We start from the raw sequence: 15837 nt of genomic DNA on the forward strand, positions 1-15837 counted from the left end.
CTGATGAAATCCGTAGAAGTCCGCCTGGAGAGACTGACCAAACATTACAGCGGTCAGGTCGTTGCCGTCGATGATGTTTCGCTTACCGTCAAGGCAGGGGAAATCCTGGCGCTTCTCGGCCCGAGCGGCTGCGGGAAAACGACCTGCCTGCGCATGATTGCTGGGCTTGTCGATCCCACCTCGGGTGAAATCGTGGTCGGCGGCAAGCCGACCACGCGCACCCCGGTTCACCGCCGCAATGTTGGCATGCTTTTCCAGAACTACGCCCTGTTTCCCCATATGACCGTTGCCGAAAACGTCGCCTTCGGTCTGGAGATGCGGGGCATCTCGAAGGCTGACCGGGAGGGGCGCGTGAAGCAGGCGCTCGATCTCGTTCAGCTGCACGCCTTCGGCGACCGACTGCCGGTGCAGCTTTCCGGCGGCCAGCAGCAGCGTGTGGCGCTGGCGCGCGCGCTGGTGATCGAGCCTTCGATGCTCCTCCTGGACGAGCCGCTCGGCGCGCTCGACAAGGGCCTGAGGGAAAGCATGCAGGTCGAAATCCGCAGCCTGCAGCAGCGGCTTGGCCTCACCACGATCATGGTGACCCACGATCAGGACGAGGCACTGACCATGGCGGACCAGATCGCCGTGATGCGGGATGGCAATCTCGAGCAGATCGCACCGGCCGGCGAAATCTACCAGAAGCCGCTGACCCGCTTCGTCGCGGGTTTCATCGGCGCCTCGAACTTCTTCGAGGCGAGCGTGGCGGAGCGCAATGGTCGTTCCGCAAGGCTGGTCACCGGTTCCGGCGTGCGGCTCGATGTCAAGGATATGGGGGCGGTTCAGGGCGACAAGGTCGTCGTCACCGTTCGCCCCGAAGCGATTTCGGTGTCACCGCTTGCGGTGGACGCAGGTGAAAACGCCAGCAATTCCACCACGGCGCGGGTGGAGCAGGTCGTCTATCGCGGTTTCATGCTGCATTATTACCTGCGTCTGGACAATGGCGAGCCGATGATCGCCTACCGGCAGACCCAGACCGAAGGTTTCACCAATGCCGTCAGCGCCGCTGGCGACCGGGTGAGACTGAGCTGGACGAGCGACAGCAATCACGTGATCCAGCTGAATTGATGATTTCGCGGCCGGGCACCTCACGCCACCCGGCTGGCGGTGGATCGAAATCCGGGCCGTATTCCATAGCCGACGAAATTACGGCACCGCGCTCCTGACATGGAATGCGGTGCCGTGCTTTTTGTGCTGGATATGAGGCGTATGCCGCTTCAGGCAACCACTTCGCGAGCCGGCACGACGCTGCCGCCGCAGGCTTCCACTTCGCTGCGCACCGTGCGCGCAAGCTCCAGCGAGCCGGGCGTATCGCTGTGGACGAGGATCGATCTGGCACGAACGGGAATGGTCTCGCCCTCGATGGTCGTGACCGTGCCTTTTTCCAGAAACTGGCGGACGCGTGCGCGCACTTTTCCCTCTTCCTTGATGACGGAATTGGGCAGCTTGCGCGGCACGAGCTGGCCCTTCACATCATAGGCGCGGTCGGCAAGAAAGAGGTTGAGCACTTTCAGCCCGCAATCCAGCGCCGCCTTTTCGATCAGCATGTCCGGCATTGAAAAGACGATGAGATCGGGATCGACCGCTTTGATTTTTTTCATGATCCGTTCGGCAAGCGCGGCATCGCGGTTGATCATGTTGCCCATGGCGGCATGGAAGCTGATATGGGAGAGCGCGACCTCCTGTGCCCTGGCAATCGCCGAAAGCGCGCCCAGCTGGTAGAGAACCTGCTGTTCCATTTCTTCCGCATCGACGGGAATTTCGCGGCGGCCGAAGCCGAGACGGTCGGCGAGGCCTGGATGGGCGCCGACACCGACGCCGTTCTGTTTGGCGAGACGCACCATGCGCGCCATCATTTCCGGATCGCCGGCATGGAAGCCGCAGGCGATATTTGCCGAAGAGACGACTTCCATAAGCTTCTCGTCGTCGCAGACCTTATAGACGCCGAAACCTTCGCCCATATCGGAATTAACATCGATCTTCATGGTTCCCTCTCCGTGTTCTTCAGGATTATCGTTTTGCGAGCGTGCCGAGTGCGGCGGTGACCAGCGGCAGGGTCTTGCGGATATCGGCGAAATAGGCGTCGATTGCCTGTTCGACCTCCAGCGCCTCGCGCACCGTTGCCTGCACGAAACGGATGCGACTGCCGATGCGCGCCTGGCCGAGCCGCCAAAGATCGCTGTCGATGATACCAGCCATCTTCGGATAACCGCCGGCCGTGTTGGCGTCGCTCATCTGGATGATCGGCTCGCCGCCCGGCGGCACCTGAACCACGCCCGGAATGACGCCATAGGAGCGCAACTCGACGGGAGCCGAAAGCATAAGTGGCGTGCCGGCAAGCCGGTAGCCGGTGCGGTCGCTCTGCGAGGTGATTTTCCAGGCTTCGGACCAGAAACGTTCCGCACCTTCGCCGAAAAGATCGTGTTCGGCGGCGGGAATGGCTCTCAGCAGCAATTCGCCATTTTCGGATACCGGAAACATGTCCGGCATCGCCTCGGCAAGCGGCATGACGCCGAGGCCGCTTGCCGGCAGCGCCGTTGGTTCGGATGGCAGAACGGACAGCCTGTCGCCGGTGGTGAGGTGGCGTCCCTCATGGCCGCCGAAGGAGCCGCGAAGTGAGGTGCTTCGTGATCCCATCACCACGGGAACGTCTATGCCGCCCTGAAGGCAGAGATAGGCGCGCGCATTCTTCAGCGGCGTCGAAAATTCGAGAATCTGACCCTTTTCTGCCCGCGCGCACCAGTAGGGCGGCAGATCAGCACCATTGAGCCGGGCGGCGCAATCCGCACCGGTTACGGCGAAGGTCAGCGCCTCTTCGAATTCGATGCGGAACGGAAAGGTCTGGATTTCAATCGCCGCGGCATCCTCGCCGTTGCCGACAAGAATATTGCCGACCCTGAGCGCGATGGGGTCCATCGCGCCCGTGGCGGTGATGCCGATATTGCGGTAACCCGCGCGGCCGAGATCCTGCACGGTGTTCAGCGGCCCGCAGGCAAGAATATGGATCATAGTTCGATCCTTTCGGGAAGGAAACGAACGCGGTCGCCGGGCGCCAGCACCGCCGGCTGTTCGGCGGTGGCGTCGAACATGGTGATTTCGGTGAAGCCCAGCGAATTCCAGCCATTCGGTCCGGTCAGAACCGAGATGCCGGACTGCATGCCGCCGATCGTCACCATGCCCTTCAACATGCGAAGCGACGGGACTTTCTTGCGAGGCATGAAAATGCGCGGATCGAGGCCGCCGAGATAACCGAAGCCCGGTGCGCTGCCGACGGCGAAAACCGTATAGGTTGGCTCGAAATGCAGCCGCACGACTTCACTGTCCGGCAGGCCGGAATAATCGCAGATCGCCGCAAGGTCTATGGCGTGCTCGCCGCCATAGGTCGTGGGCACTTCGATGGTCTTGCCCAGAAGATCGAGTTCCGCCGTCCTTTGCCAGATGTCGAGAAGCTCATCCTGCAGATGCCCGGCATCTTCAGGCGTGCTGCGTAGCACGATCAGCAGGTTGGTCATGCCGGGTATCAGCTCCAGCACCTCGGGGCGGTCCTTCAATGCGCGCGTCAGCGCCCAGATACGCCGCTGGGCGGGCAAGTCCAGCTCGCCGGGCGCTTCGATCAGAAACGTCTTGTTGCCGATCATCGAGATTTTCGGCAGGCCCAGATGGGCGGGGGTGAGGTGGGGCGTTTTCAGCGGGAGGTTGCTCATCGACGTCACCATCATGTTTCGGTCTTGAGAAGTGTGGAGCCATAGCCGACAAGCGCACTCGTTTCCGTCACGATTTCGCTGACGGTGCCGGCTTTTTCGGCGATGACCGGAACAAGCACCGGTCCGGCTGCGACGAATGCGACGATCTCGCCTTTCGCTACGGATTGTCCTGCCCGAACCGCCCGGTCGGGGCGCTGCGGATGCGCGAGCGTGAAGATGCCGGCCATCGGTGCACGGGCAAGAATGTCCCCGGCCTTTACCGGCGCTTTGGCCGATTCGATGGGCCGCTGCGCTGCGGGGGGCTGAGCGCCTGCCATGGCAACGATCTTCAATGATCCATCCGGCGTCTCTATTTCAATGGCGGAGACATTGTTGCGCTCGAGGTGAGCGGCAAGATCGGCAATCGTGCCGGGCTCGCTGTAGCGGGATATGGAAACAGGCTGTCGCTTCACTTTGCACTCCGCGCTGCAAGCCAATGTTCGAGGTAATGAATATCCGTACCGCCTTCGGAAAAGGCCGGGTCCTGTAATATTTCCCGATGCAGCGGCAGGTTGGTGGAAACGCCTTCGATGCGCATTTCGCCAAGTGCGCGCCGCATGCGCAGGATTGCCTGCTCGCGGGTCGGCGCATGGACGATGAGCTTGGCGATCAGGGAATCGTAATGAGCCGAAACGCTGTAACCCGCCCTCACATGGGTATCGACCCTGACGCCGGGACCGCCCGGCAGGTGAAGCGCCGTGATAAGGCCGGGGCAGGGAATGAAGCTATAGGGGTCTTCAGCATTGATGCGGCACTCGATGGAGTGGCCTTCGCAGACGATATCCTCCTGCGAAATCTCAAGCGGATGGCCAAGAGCGACGAGAAGCTGCTGGCGCACCAGATCCACGCCCGAGGTCATTTCCGTGACCGGATGTTCGACCTGCAGGCGGGTATTCATTTCGATGAAATAAAATTCGCCATTCTCGTAAAGAAACTCGAAGGTGCCGACGCCGCGATAACCGATCTGGCGGCAGGCTTCGACGCAGCGATTGCCGACGAAAGCCGCGACATCGGGCGGGATGCCGATGGCCGGACCTTCTTCGACGACCTTCTGGTGGCGGCGCTGCATGGAACAATCGCGCAGCCCCACCCAGACCCCGTTGCCCTGACCATCGCAGAGAACCTGAATTTCGACATGGCGCGGATGTTCGAGGAATTTTTCGATATAAAGTTCCGGCGTTCCGAAGGCCCGGCTTGCCTCCTCACGCGTGACGAGAACGGCATCCTGAAGAGCAGAGGCCTCGTGCACGACACGCATGCCGCGCCCGCCGCCGCCGCCGGCCGCCTTGACGATGACGGGATAGCCGATTTCGGCGGCGATTTTCGAGACTTCGGCCATGTCATCCGGCAGGGCGGAATCGGGACCGGGAACGCAGGGCACGCCGGCCTCCATCATCGCCCGCTTCGCCGCGATCTTGTCACCCATGGTGCGGATGGCGTCGGCGCGGGGGCCGATGAAGACCGCCCCCGCCGCCTCCACGGCTTCCGAAAAAGATGCTCTTTCGGACAGGAAACCATAGCCGGGGTGAACCGCGCCAGCGCCGGTCAGCTCCATCGCAAGCAATATGGCCGGCACGTTGAGGTAGCTCTGGGCGGGAGAGGCCGGGCCGATGCAGATGGCGGTGTCGGCTGCCTTCAGATAGTCGGCATCCTTATCGGCTTCCGAATAGATCATGACGGTCTTCAGGCCGAGTTCACGGCAGGCGCGCTGTACCCGCAAGGCAATCTCGCCGCGATTGGCGATCAGGACGCTATCGAATGCTCTTGGCTCAGCCACTTTTGGGAGTGTCGCGTCCATCATTCGAACTCCAGCACCGGCTGTCCAAGTTCGACGTCTTCGCCGTCATTGGCGATAAATCTGGCGATCCTGCCGCTTCGTTCGGCCCTCACGGTGTTGAACACTTTCATCGCCTCTATGATGAAGAGTTCCTGTCCTTGCCTGACCTCGTCGCCGGCTTCGGCGAAAGGCGCCGCGCCCGGGCTCGGGGCGCGATGGAAAAGGCCGAATGAGGGTGCTGCGACGATGCCGGATGACGCCGGTGCGGCTGCGGCGGATGCCGGCGCATGTTCTTCGGCACGGGGTGTCGCGGATGCCGTTTCGGCTACCGCAACGGGCCGGGGCTGCGATGATGGCGCCGGCGGCGAAACGGCATTGTTTTCGCGGATGATCCGGACCGTGGTTCCCTCCTGGCTCACGGTCAATTCGGATACTCGCGAAGAGCCAACGAACTCGATCAGTTTCTTGATCTTTTCCAGATCCATATTGGTTTCCAACGTCTTTTTTGTCCCCACGGCGGCAGGCGGGCGGAGCGGAATCCGCACCCTGTCCATCAGCAATAGCTACCATGGGGGCGGGATTGATGGGGTCAGACGAAGTTCCTATGGACATTGCTTTCCGGTTTGATATCCCGCCGCCGCGTGGTGAAACGGTTCGAAGACTCCGAAGGAACGAACCATGGATTCCCGCAAAGGCATTCTCCTCAAAATCTCCGCAGCGCTCGCTCTGGTGCTGATGGGCGCCTGCATCAGCAGCCTGAGGGGCGAAATACCCATCGGGCAGGTGGTCTTTTTCAGGTCGGCTGTGGCCATGTTGCCGCTCTGTCTGTGGATGGCGGCGCAGGGCGGTTTTCGAAGGCAGGTGGCAACCAGCCATATTGGCGGCCATCTGGTGCGGAGTTTTTCCGGCACCGGCGGCATGGTCTTCAGCTATCTGGCGCTCGCCTATATTCCGCTGGCCGACGCGACGGCCATCAGCTACGCAACACCGCTCTTTACCGTCATTCTGGCGGTGTTGCTTTTGAAGGAAGTCGTCAGGATTTACCGCTGGACGGCGGTGGTCGTCGGGCTGTGCGGCATCGTACTGATACTGTCGCCGCATTTTTCCTTCGATGTTTCGGATGTCGCTTCCGGTTCCGGCGTCGCCATGCTCGGCGGTCTGTTCGGTCTGGCAGCCGCTTTTTTCTCCGCCATATCGATGATCCAGATCAGGCATCTGACGCAGACGGAAAATACCGGCGCGATCATCTTCTATTTCACCCTGCTCACCACCGTCATCGGCTTTGTCAGCATCGGCATGGGCTGGAAAATGCCGACCGCGTGGCAATGGACCCTGCTGATCGGCACCGGTCTTATTGGCGGTATCGCGCAGATATTGGTGACGCTCAGCCTGCGTTATGCCGAGGCCTCGCTGCTGGCGCCGTTCGATTACACCACAATGATCTGGGCGCTGTTAATCGGTTATGCCTTCATGGATCAGGTCCCGGCCCTGACGACCATTCTGGGGGCTTCTATCGTCGTTGCCGCCGGTTTGTTCACGCTGTGGCGGGAAAGGCGGCTGCACAAAAGGCGGGTCACGGAACAGCTGACGCTGTCGGCTCCCTGACAGTCTGTTTCGCCAACCGGTTTTCGCGCCACATCGCAAAAAGCCCGGCGGCGATGACAGTCAAGGCGCCAATGATGGTCGCACCCGTCGGCACTTCGGCCATGAAGAGATAACCGAGGGCGATCGCCCATATCATGGTGGTGTAATCGAACGGCGCCAGCAGCGAGGCCTGGGCGTGGCGCAGGCTGAGCGTCATGGCGATCTGGCCGATGCCGCCGGCAAGGCCGCCGCCGGCGAGCAGCAGGAACTGGTGAAAATCCGGCATCTTCCATCCAAATCCGAGCGTGGCGAGGCCGGCCACCACACCCGTCAGCGTATAGATGAGAACGATGCGCGACGGCTTTTCGATACTGTTCAGATGGCGGACAGCGATGGAGGAAAAGGCGGCGCAAAGCGCACCGGTCAGCGCCAGTGCGGTTCCGATCATCGCGACGCTGTCGATTTGAGCGGGGCCTGAGGCGGCATCGAAGATCAGTTTCGGCGAGAGCGTGATGAAGACGCCGATGAAGCCGGTCAGCACGGCGGACCAGCGATATATCCGCACTTTTTCGCCAAGCAGCAGCGCCGCCAGCATGATGGTGAAAAGCGGTGTCGTGTAGCTCAGCACCGTCACATTCACCAGCGGTAGATAGGCGAGCGCCAGAAAGCCGAAGAACATGCCGCCAAGCCCGGCCGAGCTGCCCGCGAGCAGGCTGCCGATGTTCTTTTTGGCCGGCACGGTTATCCGCTCCGAGGAGGCGATGAACCAGAGACAGAGGGGAATGAGGGCAAAAAATCCCCGGCAGAAGACGACTTCGCCGACGGGGATCGCCCCGTTCAGGCCCTTCACGCAGGCGGACATGACTGTGAATGCCAGCATGGCCGTCAGCTTGAGCAAAATTCCGGTCTTAGGATTCATCCCGCTCCCCATCGCAGCCCAAACCGTGTCATGGGGAAGAAGCGGAGAAAAGCCTTAGCCGGCTGTCATAAGAATCTTGTCTTACCCCATCACTCTCTTGAAGACAGGCAGGACCACCGGACGGCGCTTTTCCCCTAGGCCCCTGCGGTGATTTGGTGTCATGATCGCATCTCGAACCGGCGGGAGGTTTAAGCGGGCATGTTGGATTTGCGCAGGCTGCGATATCTGGTCGCGATTGCCGATTGCGGCTCCATGTCGGCGGCGGCGCGGCAATTGGGGATCGCCCAGCCGGCGCTCAGCCATCACATCACGGAACTGGAACGGCTGGTGGGTTTTCCCGTGCTGCACCGGCTGGCGCGCGGGGTGAAGGCGACGGAAAAGGGTGAAGTCCTGCTTTCCCATGCGCGGGAGATTACCGAGAAGGTGCGGCAGGCGGAGGCGGAAATCCGGGCCATGGCCTATCTGGATGAGCGGGTGATCCGGCTGAGCCTCATTCCCTCCTGGGCGACCGCCTTTGCGCCGAGCATTATCAGCGAGGTTGCCGCTTCGATGCCCAAGGTCTCATTGCGGCTGATAGAGGCGCGCAATGACGAATCCCTGCGGCTCATCCGTCTCGGCAAGGTGGATATGGCCGTTGCGCTGGTCGGTGCGGAGGACAAGGCCGACGATCTTATCGTCAAGGAGAGCCTGTTTGCCGTTTCTTCAAGGCCTATCGGCCGGTCGATGCCGCTTGAGGCTGCGGCAGGGCTCAACCTGATCCTGCCGCCGAAGGACAATCCACTGCGCATATCGATCGACGAGGCCGCTGCCCGTGCCGGAATAACACTGAACGTGACCATGGAGATCGACGGGCAGGATACGATCAAACGCGCCGTCAGCGCCGGTATCGGTGCGACGATCCTGTCATGGAATTCGGTGCAGCAGGAGCAGGATGCCGGCCAGCTTCAGGCCGCTCACATTACCGAGCCCGTCATTTATCGCTCCATCCATCTGCTGAAGGGCAGGGAGGTGGATGAGCGAACGTTCAGGCTGTTCCGCGACCTTTTGCGGGCTGTCGCAAGACGTGAGCCGGCATTCAACCCATAAACGATCTGTATGGGTAAATTGAAAACTCGGTATTTGTATTGTTGATGGCTTCTTCCTAGCCTCCCCGGTGAAAGCGTATCGGGGAGGAAAAGATATGCGTTTGAAGACATCTCTGTTCGGCATGCTGGTGGCGGCGGGAATGCTGGCTGCGGGAGGGGCGGCGGCGGAATATCCGGAGCGGCCGGTGACGCTCGTCATCGGTTATCCGGCCGGCGGCGGCACCGATATCCAGTCGCGGGCGCTGGTGCCCTATCTTGAAAAATATCTCGGCACGTCGGTCGTGGTGGAAAACCGCGAAGGTGCTGGCGGGTTGATCGGCGCGACCTATATCGCCAATGCGAAGCCTGACGGTTACACCATCGGGGCGCTGAATTTCCCGTCCATGTATTCGCCGATCGTGCAGGGCAATGCCAGCTACAAGGAAGACGCCTTCACGCCGCTTGCAAACCAGATCGGCGGCGATCTGGCGCTGACGGTAAACAAGGTGTCGCCGATCAAGACCGCGAAGGAATTTGTGGAGGCGGCCAAGGGGAACCCGGTCGTCGTCGGCGTGACGGGCATCGGTCATCCGAGCCAGATCACCGCTTTGCTGTTTGAAGAGGCGGCGGGCGTGAAGCTCAATTTCGTGCCCTTCAATGGCGGCGGGCCGGCACGGCTTGCCATGCTCGGCAACCACGTCACGCTCGGTTTCATGAATCTCAATGAGGTCTTCGCCGACAATCGTTCCGGCGCGCTGCGTGTGCTCGCGACCTCCGGTGCCGAGCGTTCGCCGCTTTCTCCTGATGTGCCGACCTTCAAGGAAGCCGGCTACAATGTTCAGTTCAGCCTGCTGGCGGGCTTCGGCGCGCCGAAGGGCTTGCCGGCGGATGTGGAGGCCAGGCTGGTCGATGCTTTCCAGAAGGCGCTGAAGGACCCGGATTATCTTGCCGATGCCAAAAAGCGCGAGCTGACGATGCTGCCGCTGACACAGGCCGAATTTGCCGAGGCGCTCAAGAAGGGCAACGCCAATCTGGCCGAGCTCTGGAAAAGCAAGCCCTGGACAAAATAAGCGACCGGCACCGACCGCTTCTCTCATCCCCAATGAAAATTGACGCTTGGGCCGCGCTTGGCCCAGGCATGACCCACTGTTGAAAGGAATCCGGCCCATGGCCCATGTCATCCGCAATTTCCAGCGCCCTTCCAGAGCCGATATCGAGGCGATCAGCAAATTCAGCCCCGCCACCATTCACGAGGCGCAGGGCAAGCTCGGTGCTCTCGATTATCGCATCAAGCCGATCAAGCCCGGCCTGAAAATCTGCGGCCCGGCAATCACCGCGAAATGCCATATCGGCGATAATCTGATGATCTTCGAGGCCATCAATCTGGCAAAGCCCGGCGATGTGCTGGTCATCGATGGCGGCGACAACCCCAATCAGGGCGGCTTCGGCGATGTGCTGGCTGCCGCCTGTATCGGCAAGGGCATTGTCGGCTTCGTGGTCAGCGCCGCCGTGCGTGATGGCAAGGGGTTGCGCGAGATCGGTTTCCCGGTGTTCTCGCTCGGCCTTTGCATGAAGGGAACCTCCAAGGACACGCTTGGCACCATCAACCATCCGGTCGTGGTGGGCGGCGAATTGATCAGCCCCGGCGATATCGTCTGCGGTGATGATGACGGCGTTGTCGTCGTTCGCGAGAGCGATATCCCGAAACTCGTCAAGGCCTGCCGGGAGCGCGACGATCACGAGAACCACATGATGGAACTGCACCGTCAGGGCAAGATGGATATCGAAGATCGCTACGACATGATGCGCTCGAAGGGATGTGTCTGGGCCGATTAAGCCAGTGATTAAACGTCGGATACGCCGTGTCGGGAGGCGCGGCGTATTTCCGATGAGGAGGGGAGATAATCATGGCCGAAAACGGCTCGAAACTGACCGCGAATATTCTGTCCGGGGCCTTCTTTCTGGCCGCCGCCGCAGGGCTTTATTATGGCGCGCGGCCGCTGAGCATGGGCACCAATTTCCAGCCCGGACCCGGCTATATGCCGACGGTCATCGCGGCTTTGATGTTCGCACTCGGCATCGCGCTGCTTTTGCAGGATTTGCTGGGAAAGACACCGTCCGAAGCCTGGGTGGCGCCGAAAATGCGTCCGTTTCTGGCGGTCGCCGGCATTGTCGGTTTTGCGCTGCTGATCGAGCCATTGGGCTTCATCGCCGCCGCTTTCGTGCTGATCGTGCTCGCCTGCATCGCCTATGGCAGGATCCGGCCGGTTGAAGTTCTGCTGCTTTCGGCGGTGCTCATCCTTGCCTGCATCCTCATTTTTGTTGTCGGCCTCGGACAGAGGATACCGCTGCTGCCATGACTGATCTTTTTTCTAATATCATCCTCGGGTTCGGTGTGGCCGTCACGCCAGTAAACCTTTTCTACTGCCTGCTTGGCGTCACGCTCGGCACGATGATCGGCATCCTGCCGGGCATCGGCCCTTCCGCCACCGTCGCGCTGCTTCTGCCCATCACCTATACGATGCCGGATACGGCCGCACTGATCATGCTGGCGGGCATTTTTTATGGCGCGCAATATGGCGGCTCGACAACGGCGATCCTCGTCAATCTGCCGGGCGAATCCTCGTCCGTCGTCACCTGCATCGATGGTTATGCCATGGCCCGGCAGGGCAGGGCGGGTGTGGCGCTGGCCACGGCGGCGCTCGGGTCGTTTTTTGCCGGCACGGTGGCGACCATCCTGATCGTCGTTGTCGCAAAGCCGCTTTCTGCCGTGGCACTGGCCTTCGGGCCGGCCGATTATTTCAGTCTGGTGATCTTCGGGTTGCTGTTTGCCGTGTTCCTGTCGAGCGGATCACCGGTCAAGGCGGTCGGCATGGTCGCCTTCGGCATTGCACTCAGCCTCGTCGGCATCGATCCGACATCGGGTGAGCAGCGCTTCACCTTCGGCATGGCGGAACTGTTCGACGGTATCGATTTCGTCGTTCTCGCCATCGGGCTTCTCGGCGTCAGCGAAATCCTCTTCAACCTGCAGCAGGGCGTGGAGCGCGATGCGGACACGGTAAAAACCGGATCGCTGATGCCGACCCGGCAGGATTTCAAGCAAGCCTTTCCGGCCGTGCTGCGCGGCACGGCGCTCGGCTCTTTCCTCGGCGTGCTGCCCGGCGGCGGTGCGATTATGAGTTCTTTCGCGAGCTACGCGCTGGAGCGCAAGATCGCCAAGGATCCATCCCGTTTCGGCAAGGGCGCAATCGAAGGGCTGGCGGGGCCGGAAAGCGCCAACAATGCCGGCGCGCAGACCTCCTTCATCCCGCTTCTGACGCTCGGTATTCCCGCCAACGGCCTGATGGCGCTGATGGTCGGGGCGATGATGATACAGGGCATTACACCGGGACCTGAAGTCATGCAGTCGCGGCCCGATCTCTTCTGGGGGCTTATCGCCAGCATGTGGGTGGGCAATCTTCTGCTCCTGGTGCTGAACCTGCCGCTCATCGGCATCTGGGTTCGCCTTCTCGGCATTCCCTACCGCTTCTTGTGCCCCGCCATTTTGATGTTCTGCGCCATCGGGGCTTACGGGCTTTCCTACAGCGTCGTCGACGTTCTGTTCTGCGCGGTTTTCGGCATTGTCGGCTTCTTCCTGCGCAAGATCGGCTGCGAGCCAGCACCGCTGGTGCTGGGCTTCGTTCTCGGTCCGCTTCTGGAGCAGAACATGCGCCTTGGGCTGCTGATTTCGCAGGGCAGTTTCTCGACATTCGTCACCCATCCGATCAGCGCCACCCTGCTCGCCTTGTCCGGCATGGTCGTCATCATGATGGCGATGCCGGCGATCATGCGCCGTCGCGAGGTGGTGTTTCAGGGTGATGACGACTGACGATCAATCGAGCCGGCACGGCCGGCCAAACAAAGGTGAAACAATGCATATTCTGATAATCGGCGCGGCGGGAATGATCGGCCGCAAATTGACGCAACGTCTCGCTTCTGACGGAACGCTTGGCGGTGAGAAGATCACGGAAATGACGCTGACGGATGTTTTCGAGGCGGCCGCGCCGAAGGGCTTTGGCGGCAAGCTGACCATCGAGCGCAGCGATCTGTCGAATGCCGGCGTCGCCGAAAAGCTGATTGCCAAGCGACCGGATGTGATCTTCAACCTCGCCGCCGTGGTTTCGGGCGAGGCGGAGGCCGATTTCGAGAAGGGCTATCGCATCAATCTCGATGGCGGACGTTCGCTGTTCGAAGCCATTCGTCTGGAGCATCAGAAGGATGGCTACCGCCCGCGTGTGGTCTTCTGCTCGTCGCTCGCGGTTTTCGGGTCGCCTTTCCCCAAGGTAATTGGCGACGAGTTCCTGCCGGCGCCGTTGACCAGCTATGGCACGCAGAAGGCGATCGTGGAGCTGTTGCTTGCGGATTATAGCCGTCGCGGTTTCTTCGATGGCGTCAGCATCCGCCTGCCCACCATCTGTATCCGCCCCGGCAAGCCGAATGCGGCCGCCTCCGGCTTCTTCTCCAATATTCTGCGCGAACCGCTGGTGGGCCAGGAAGCGGTGTTGCCCGTTGCCGATACCGTGCGCCACTGGTTCGCCAGCCCGCGCTCGGCCGTCGCCTTCCTGCTGCGCGCCGCGAGCGTCGATCTCTCCGGGCTCGGCGTTCGCCGCAATCTCATCATGCCGGGACTTTCGGCGACGGTGGCCGATGAAATCGAGGCCCTGCGCGCCTTTGCCGGGGAAAAGGCCGTGGCGCTTATCAAGCGTGTTCCCGACGAGCGTATCATCCGGATCGTCGACGGCTGGGCCGAGGATTACGATCCGCAACTGGCGCTGTCGCTTGGCTTCAGGGCGGAAACATCCTTTGCCGAGATCATTCAGGCGCATGTGGAAGATGAGCTGGAGGGGAAAGCAGCATGAGTGATGGAAAGATCGCGCTCGTTACGGGCGGAGGAACAGGAGTCGGCAAGGCGATTGCCAAAGCGCTTCTGGAAGAGGGTTACAGCGTCGCGATCACCGGGCGGCGGCGTGAGGTTCTGGATGCCGCCGTTGGCGAATGGCGCGAATATGGAGACCGTATTCTTGCCGTCGCGGCCGATATTTCCGTACCGGCCGATGTCGAACGGCTGTTTGCGGAGGTCACCGGACGTTTTGGCCGTCTCGATGTTCTGGTCAACAATGCCGGCATGTCGGCGCCGGCTGTCCATATCGAAGATGTGCCGTTCGAAACCTGGAACGCGGTGGTCGGGGCCAATCTCACGGGCGCCTTTCTCTGCACCCAGGCGGCATTTCGCCAGATGAAGGCGCAATCGCCGCAGGGCGGGCGCATCATCAATAATGGCTCGATTTCGGCCACCACGCCGCGGCCGCGTTCGGCGCCCTATACCGCGACCAAACACGCGATCACCGGCCTTACCAAGTCGGCCGCGCTGGATGGCCGGGCATTCAACATCGCCTGCGGGCAGATCGATATCGGCAATGCCAGCACGGAAATGACGCGCGCCATGGCAACCGGTGTGTTGCAGGCGGATGGCAGCACCGCCGTCGAACCGACCATCGATGCCAGCATCGTCGCCAAAGCCGTGGTGCATATGGCCTCGCTGCCGCTGGAAGCGAATGTGCTGACCATGACGGTTATGGCGAGCGGCATGCCTTTCGTCGGTCGCGGCTAAGGAGCGCGCATGAAGCCCGATCTTCTGCAAACCTACCCGCTTCAGCCACAGATAGAAGCCGAACTGCAAAAGCGCTTCCGGGTCCATCGCTGGCACGAAATATCCGACAAACAGGCGTTTCTGCAGGCGGAGGCGGCTTCGATAAGGGCTGTCGTCACCGGCGGTCATATCGGCCTTGCCCCTGATCTCGCCGCCTGCCTGCCCGCTCTCGAAATCGTCGCCATCAACGGCGTCGGTTTCGACAAGGTCGACCTCGATCAGGCCCGCGCGCGCGGCTTCAGGGTCACGAACACGCCGGACGTGCTGACCGAGGATGTCGCCGATCTCGCCATCGGCCTTTCCATCATGCTGCTGCGCCAGCTCGTCAGCGCGGATCACCATGTCCGCTCGGGGGAGTGGGAAAAAGCCGAGATGCCGCTTGGCAACAAGGCCTCGCGGCGGCGTTACGGGATTTACGGGCTTGGCCGCATAGGCCGCGCTATCGCGGCGCGGCTGGAAGCCTTCGACGCGGAGATTTCCTATTTCAGCCGGCGGAAACAGGACGTGGCCTATGATTATCATTCAACGGCAGTGTCGCTCGCAAGCGCCTGCAATGTCCTGATCGTCGCGGCGGCGGCGACGCCGGAGACCAGGCACGCGATCAACCGCGAGGTGCTGGAGGCGCTGGGGCCGGATGGCGTGCTCGTCAATGTCGCCAGAGGATCGCTGGTGGATGAAAAGTCGCTGGTCGATATTCTTGTGGCAGGCGGGCTGAAGGGGGCGGCACTGGATGTTTTCGAGACCGAGCCGCATGTTCCTGAGGTGCTGATCGGCATGCGCAATGTCGTTCTCGCTCCGCATATCGGCGCTGCGACCCATGAGACGCGGCTTCAGATGGGCGCTCTGGTTCTCGCCAATCTGGATGCGCATTTCGCAGGACAGGACCTGCCGACGGCGGTGGTCTAGAATATACCTGTGGCCGGCACCGGGAACATATGCCCTGCCGGCCGGATTGCCGCATCGCTTAAAGTGGTGCAATCGCCATCCATACAAGTTGCTTATTACTCCAAAAAAAATCGGTC

The 15837-nt window shown here is 61.4% G+C and carries 17 protein-coding genes; 10 read left to right on the forward strand and 7 right to left on the reverse strand.

Going from position 1 to position 15837, the window contains the following annotated elements:
* Nucleotides 1–3: 3 nt before the first annotated feature.
* Nucleotides 4–1107 carry an ABC transporter ATP-binding protein gene (locus PIB16_RS05690; protein WP_271045156.1) on the forward strand — a complete coding sequence of 368 codons (1104 nt, stop codon included), beginning with the start codon at nucleotides 4–6 and terminating at the stop codon, nucleotides 1105–1107.
* 149 nt (nucleotides 1108–1256) lie between these two features.
* Here the strand turns inward: PIB16_RS05690 and PIB16_RS05695 are convergent, their stop codons facing one another.
* Genes PIB16_RS05695 through accB form a run of 6 tightly spaced genes read right to left on the reverse strand, consistent with a single transcriptional unit; the run spans nucleotide 1257 to nucleotide 6044 of the window.
* Nucleotides 1257–2024 (reverse strand): 5-oxoprolinase subunit PxpA, encoded by a 768-nt coding sequence (locus tag PIB16_RS05695; protein WP_080819634.1) that lies wholly within the window; start codon nucleotides 2022–2024, stop codon nucleotides 1257–1259.
* Between the two features lie 25 nt (nucleotides 2025–2049).
* Entirely contained in the window at nucleotides 2050–3048 is a 999-nt protein-coding gene (locus PIB16_RS05700; protein ID WP_125145049.1) for a biotin-dependent carboxyltransferase family protein, read from the reverse strand.
* Nucleotides 3045–3758, reverse strand: a complete 714-nt coding sequence (pxpB, locus tag PIB16_RS05705) for a 5-oxoprolinase subunit PxpB (protein WP_142845560.1) — start codon at nucleotides 3756–3758, stop codon at nucleotides 3045–3047. The genes PIB16_RS05700 and pxpB overlap by 4 nt, the downstream gene beginning before the upstream one ends.
* Nucleotides 3755–4195, reverse strand: coding sequence for an acetyl-CoA carboxylase biotin carboxyl carrier protein (locus PIB16_RS05710; RefSeq protein WP_271045157.1), 441 nt, complete (start codon nucleotides 4193–4195; stop codon nucleotides 3755–3757). Before PIB16_RS05710 ends, pxpB begins: the two co-directional genes overlap by 4 nt.
* Nucleotides 4192–5583 carry an acetyl-CoA carboxylase biotin carboxylase subunit gene (gene accC / locus PIB16_RS05715; protein ID WP_271045158.1) on the reverse strand — a complete coding sequence of 464 codons (1392 nt, stop codon included), beginning with the start codon at nucleotides 5581–5583 and terminating at the stop codon, nucleotides 4192–4194. Before accC ends, PIB16_RS05710 begins: the two co-directional genes overlap by 4 nt.
* A complete protein-coding gene (accB, locus tag PIB16_RS05720; RefSeq protein ID WP_220317627.1) occupies nucleotides 5580–6044 on the reverse strand; it encodes an acetyl-CoA carboxylase biotin carboxyl carrier protein in 465 nt (154 codons plus the stop codon). The genes accC and accB overlap by 4 nt, the downstream gene beginning before the upstream one ends.
* A gap of 193 nt (nucleotides 6045–6237) precedes the next feature.
* Between accB and PIB16_RS05725 the strand changes: the two genes are divergently transcribed.
* Nucleotides 6238–7164, forward strand: coding sequence for a DMT family transporter (locus PIB16_RS05725; protein ID WP_271045159.1), 927 nt, complete (start codon nucleotides 6238–6240; stop codon nucleotides 7162–7164).
* Here PIB16_RS05725 and PIB16_RS05730 read toward each other — a convergent pair.
* Complete coding sequence (locus PIB16_RS05730) at nucleotides 7133–8062, reverse strand: DMT family transporter (protein ID WP_271045160.1); 930 nt, start codon at nucleotides 8060–8062, stop codon at nucleotides 7133–7135. The genes PIB16_RS05725 and PIB16_RS05730 overlap by 32 nt on opposite strands.
* Before the next feature lie 198 nt (nucleotides 8063–8260).
* On the opposite strand from PIB16_RS05730, the gene PIB16_RS05735 reads away from it, so the two are divergent.
* From PIB16_RS05735 to PIB16_RS05770, 8 genes are all read left to right on the forward strand, one after another.
* Complete coding sequence (locus PIB16_RS05735) at nucleotides 8261–9148, forward strand: LysR family transcriptional regulator (RefSeq protein WP_271045161.1); 888 nt, start codon at nucleotides 8261–8263, stop codon at nucleotides 9146–9148.
* 94 nt (nucleotides 9149–9242) lie between these two features.
* A complete protein-coding gene (locus PIB16_RS05740; RefSeq protein WP_271045162.1) occupies nucleotides 9243–10196 on the forward strand; it encodes a tripartite tricarboxylate transporter substrate binding protein in 954 nt (317 codons plus the stop codon).
* Between the two features lie 97 nt (nucleotides 10197–10293).
* A complete protein-coding gene (locus PIB16_RS05745) occupies nucleotides 10294–10962 on the forward strand; it encodes a 4-carboxy-4-hydroxy-2-oxoadipate aldolase/oxaloacetate decarboxylase (RefSeq protein WP_035225065.1) in 669 nt (222 codons plus the stop codon).
* A gap of 71 nt (nucleotides 10963–11033) precedes the next feature.
* A complete protein-coding gene (locus PIB16_RS05750; protein ID WP_078052148.1) occupies nucleotides 11034–11486 on the forward strand; it encodes a tripartite tricarboxylate transporter TctB family protein in 453 nt (150 codons plus the stop codon).
* Nucleotides 11483–12994, forward strand: coding sequence for a tripartite tricarboxylate transporter permease (locus PIB16_RS05755; RefSeq protein WP_078052147.1), 1512 nt, complete (start codon nucleotides 11483–11485; stop codon nucleotides 12992–12994). Before PIB16_RS05750 ends, PIB16_RS05755 begins: the two co-directional genes overlap by 4 nt.
* Before the next feature lie 43 nt (nucleotides 12995–13037).
* The gene (gene denD, locus PIB16_RS05760) at nucleotides 13038–14024 is read left to right on the forward strand and encodes a D-erythronate dehydrogenase (protein ID WP_271045163.1); all 987 of its coding nucleotides are present in this window, start codon (nucleotides 13038–13040) and stop codon (nucleotides 14022–14024) included.
* Entirely contained in the window at nucleotides 14021–14776 is a 756-nt protein-coding gene (locus tag PIB16_RS05765; RefSeq protein ID WP_271045164.1) for an SDR family oxidoreductase, read from the forward strand. The genes denD and PIB16_RS05765 overlap by 4 nt, the downstream gene beginning before the upstream one ends.
* Nucleotides 14777–14785: 9 nt before the next feature.
* The gene (locus tag PIB16_RS05770) at nucleotides 14786–15721 is read left to right on the forward strand and encodes a 2-hydroxyacid dehydrogenase (RefSeq protein ID WP_271045165.1); all 936 of its coding nucleotides are present in this window, start codon (nucleotides 14786–14788) and stop codon (nucleotides 15719–15721) included.
* Nucleotides 15722–15837 lie beyond the last annotated feature (116 nt).

This window comes from Agrobacterium sp. ST15.13.015 (genome assembly GCF_027871645.1).
Lineage (GTDB): Bacteria > Pseudomonadota > Alphaproteobacteria > Rhizobiales > Rhizobiaceae > Agrobacterium > Agrobacterium leguminum.

Bases quoted from the DNA above. Each gene is read 5' to 3' on its own strand.
- PIB16_RS05690 (WP_271045156.1), top strand. From the start codon at position 4: ATGAAATCCGTAGAAGTCCGCCTGGAGAGACTGACCAAACATTACAGC.
- PIB16_RS05695 (WP_080819634.1), bottom strand. From the start codon at position 2,024: ATGAAGATCGATGTTAATTCCGATATGGGCGAAGGTTTCGGCGTCTAT.
- PIB16_RS05700 (WP_125145049.1), bottom strand. From the start codon at position 3,048: ATGATCCATATTCTTGCCTGCGGGCCGCTGAACACCGTGCAGGATCTC.
- pxpB (WP_142845560.1), bottom strand. From the start codon at position 3,758: ATGATGGTGACGTCGATGAGCAACCTCCCGCTGAAAACGCCCCACCTC.
- accC (WP_271045158.1), bottom strand. From the start codon at position 5,583: ATGATGGACGCGACACTCCCAAAAGTGGCTGAGCCAAGAGCATTCGAT.
- accB (WP_220317627.1), bottom strand. From the start codon at position 6,044: ATGGATCTGGAAAAGATCAAGAAACTGATCGAGTTCGTTGGCTCTTCG.
- PIB16_RS05725 (WP_271045159.1), top strand. From the start codon at position 6,238: ATGGATTCCCGCAAAGGCATTCTCCTCAAAATCTCCGCAGCGCTCGCT.
- PIB16_RS05730 (WP_271045160.1), bottom strand. From the start codon at position 8,062: ATGAATCCTAAGACCGGAATTTTGCTCAAGCTGACGGCCATGCTGGCA.
- PIB16_RS05735 (WP_271045161.1), top strand. From the start codon at position 8,261: ATGTTGGATTTGCGCAGGCTGCGATATCTGGTCGCGATTGCCGATTGC.
- PIB16_RS05740 (WP_271045162.1), top strand. From the start codon at position 9,243: ATGCGTTTGAAGACATCTCTGTTCGGCATGCTGGTGGCGGCGGGAATG.
- PIB16_RS05745 (WP_035225065.1), top strand. From the start codon at position 10,294: ATGGCCCATGTCATCCGCAATTTCCAGCGCCCTTCCAGAGCCGATATC.
- PIB16_RS05750 (WP_078052148.1), top strand. From the start codon at position 11,034: ATGGCCGAAAACGGCTCGAAACTGACCGCGAATATTCTGTCCGGGGCC.
- PIB16_RS05755 (WP_078052147.1), top strand. From the start codon at position 11,483: ATGACTGATCTTTTTTCTAATATCATCCTCGGGTTCGGTGTGGCCGTC.
- denD (WP_271045163.1), top strand. From the start codon at position 13,038: ATGCATATTCTGATAATCGGCGCGGCGGGAATGATCGGCCGCAAATTG.
- PIB16_RS05765 (WP_271045164.1), top strand. From the start codon at position 14,021: ATGAGTGATGGAAAGATCGCGCTCGTTACGGGCGGAGGAACAGGAGTC.
- PIB16_RS05770 (WP_271045165.1), top strand. From the start codon at position 14,786: ATGAAGCCCGATCTTCTGCAAACCTACCCGCTTCAGCCACAGATAGAA.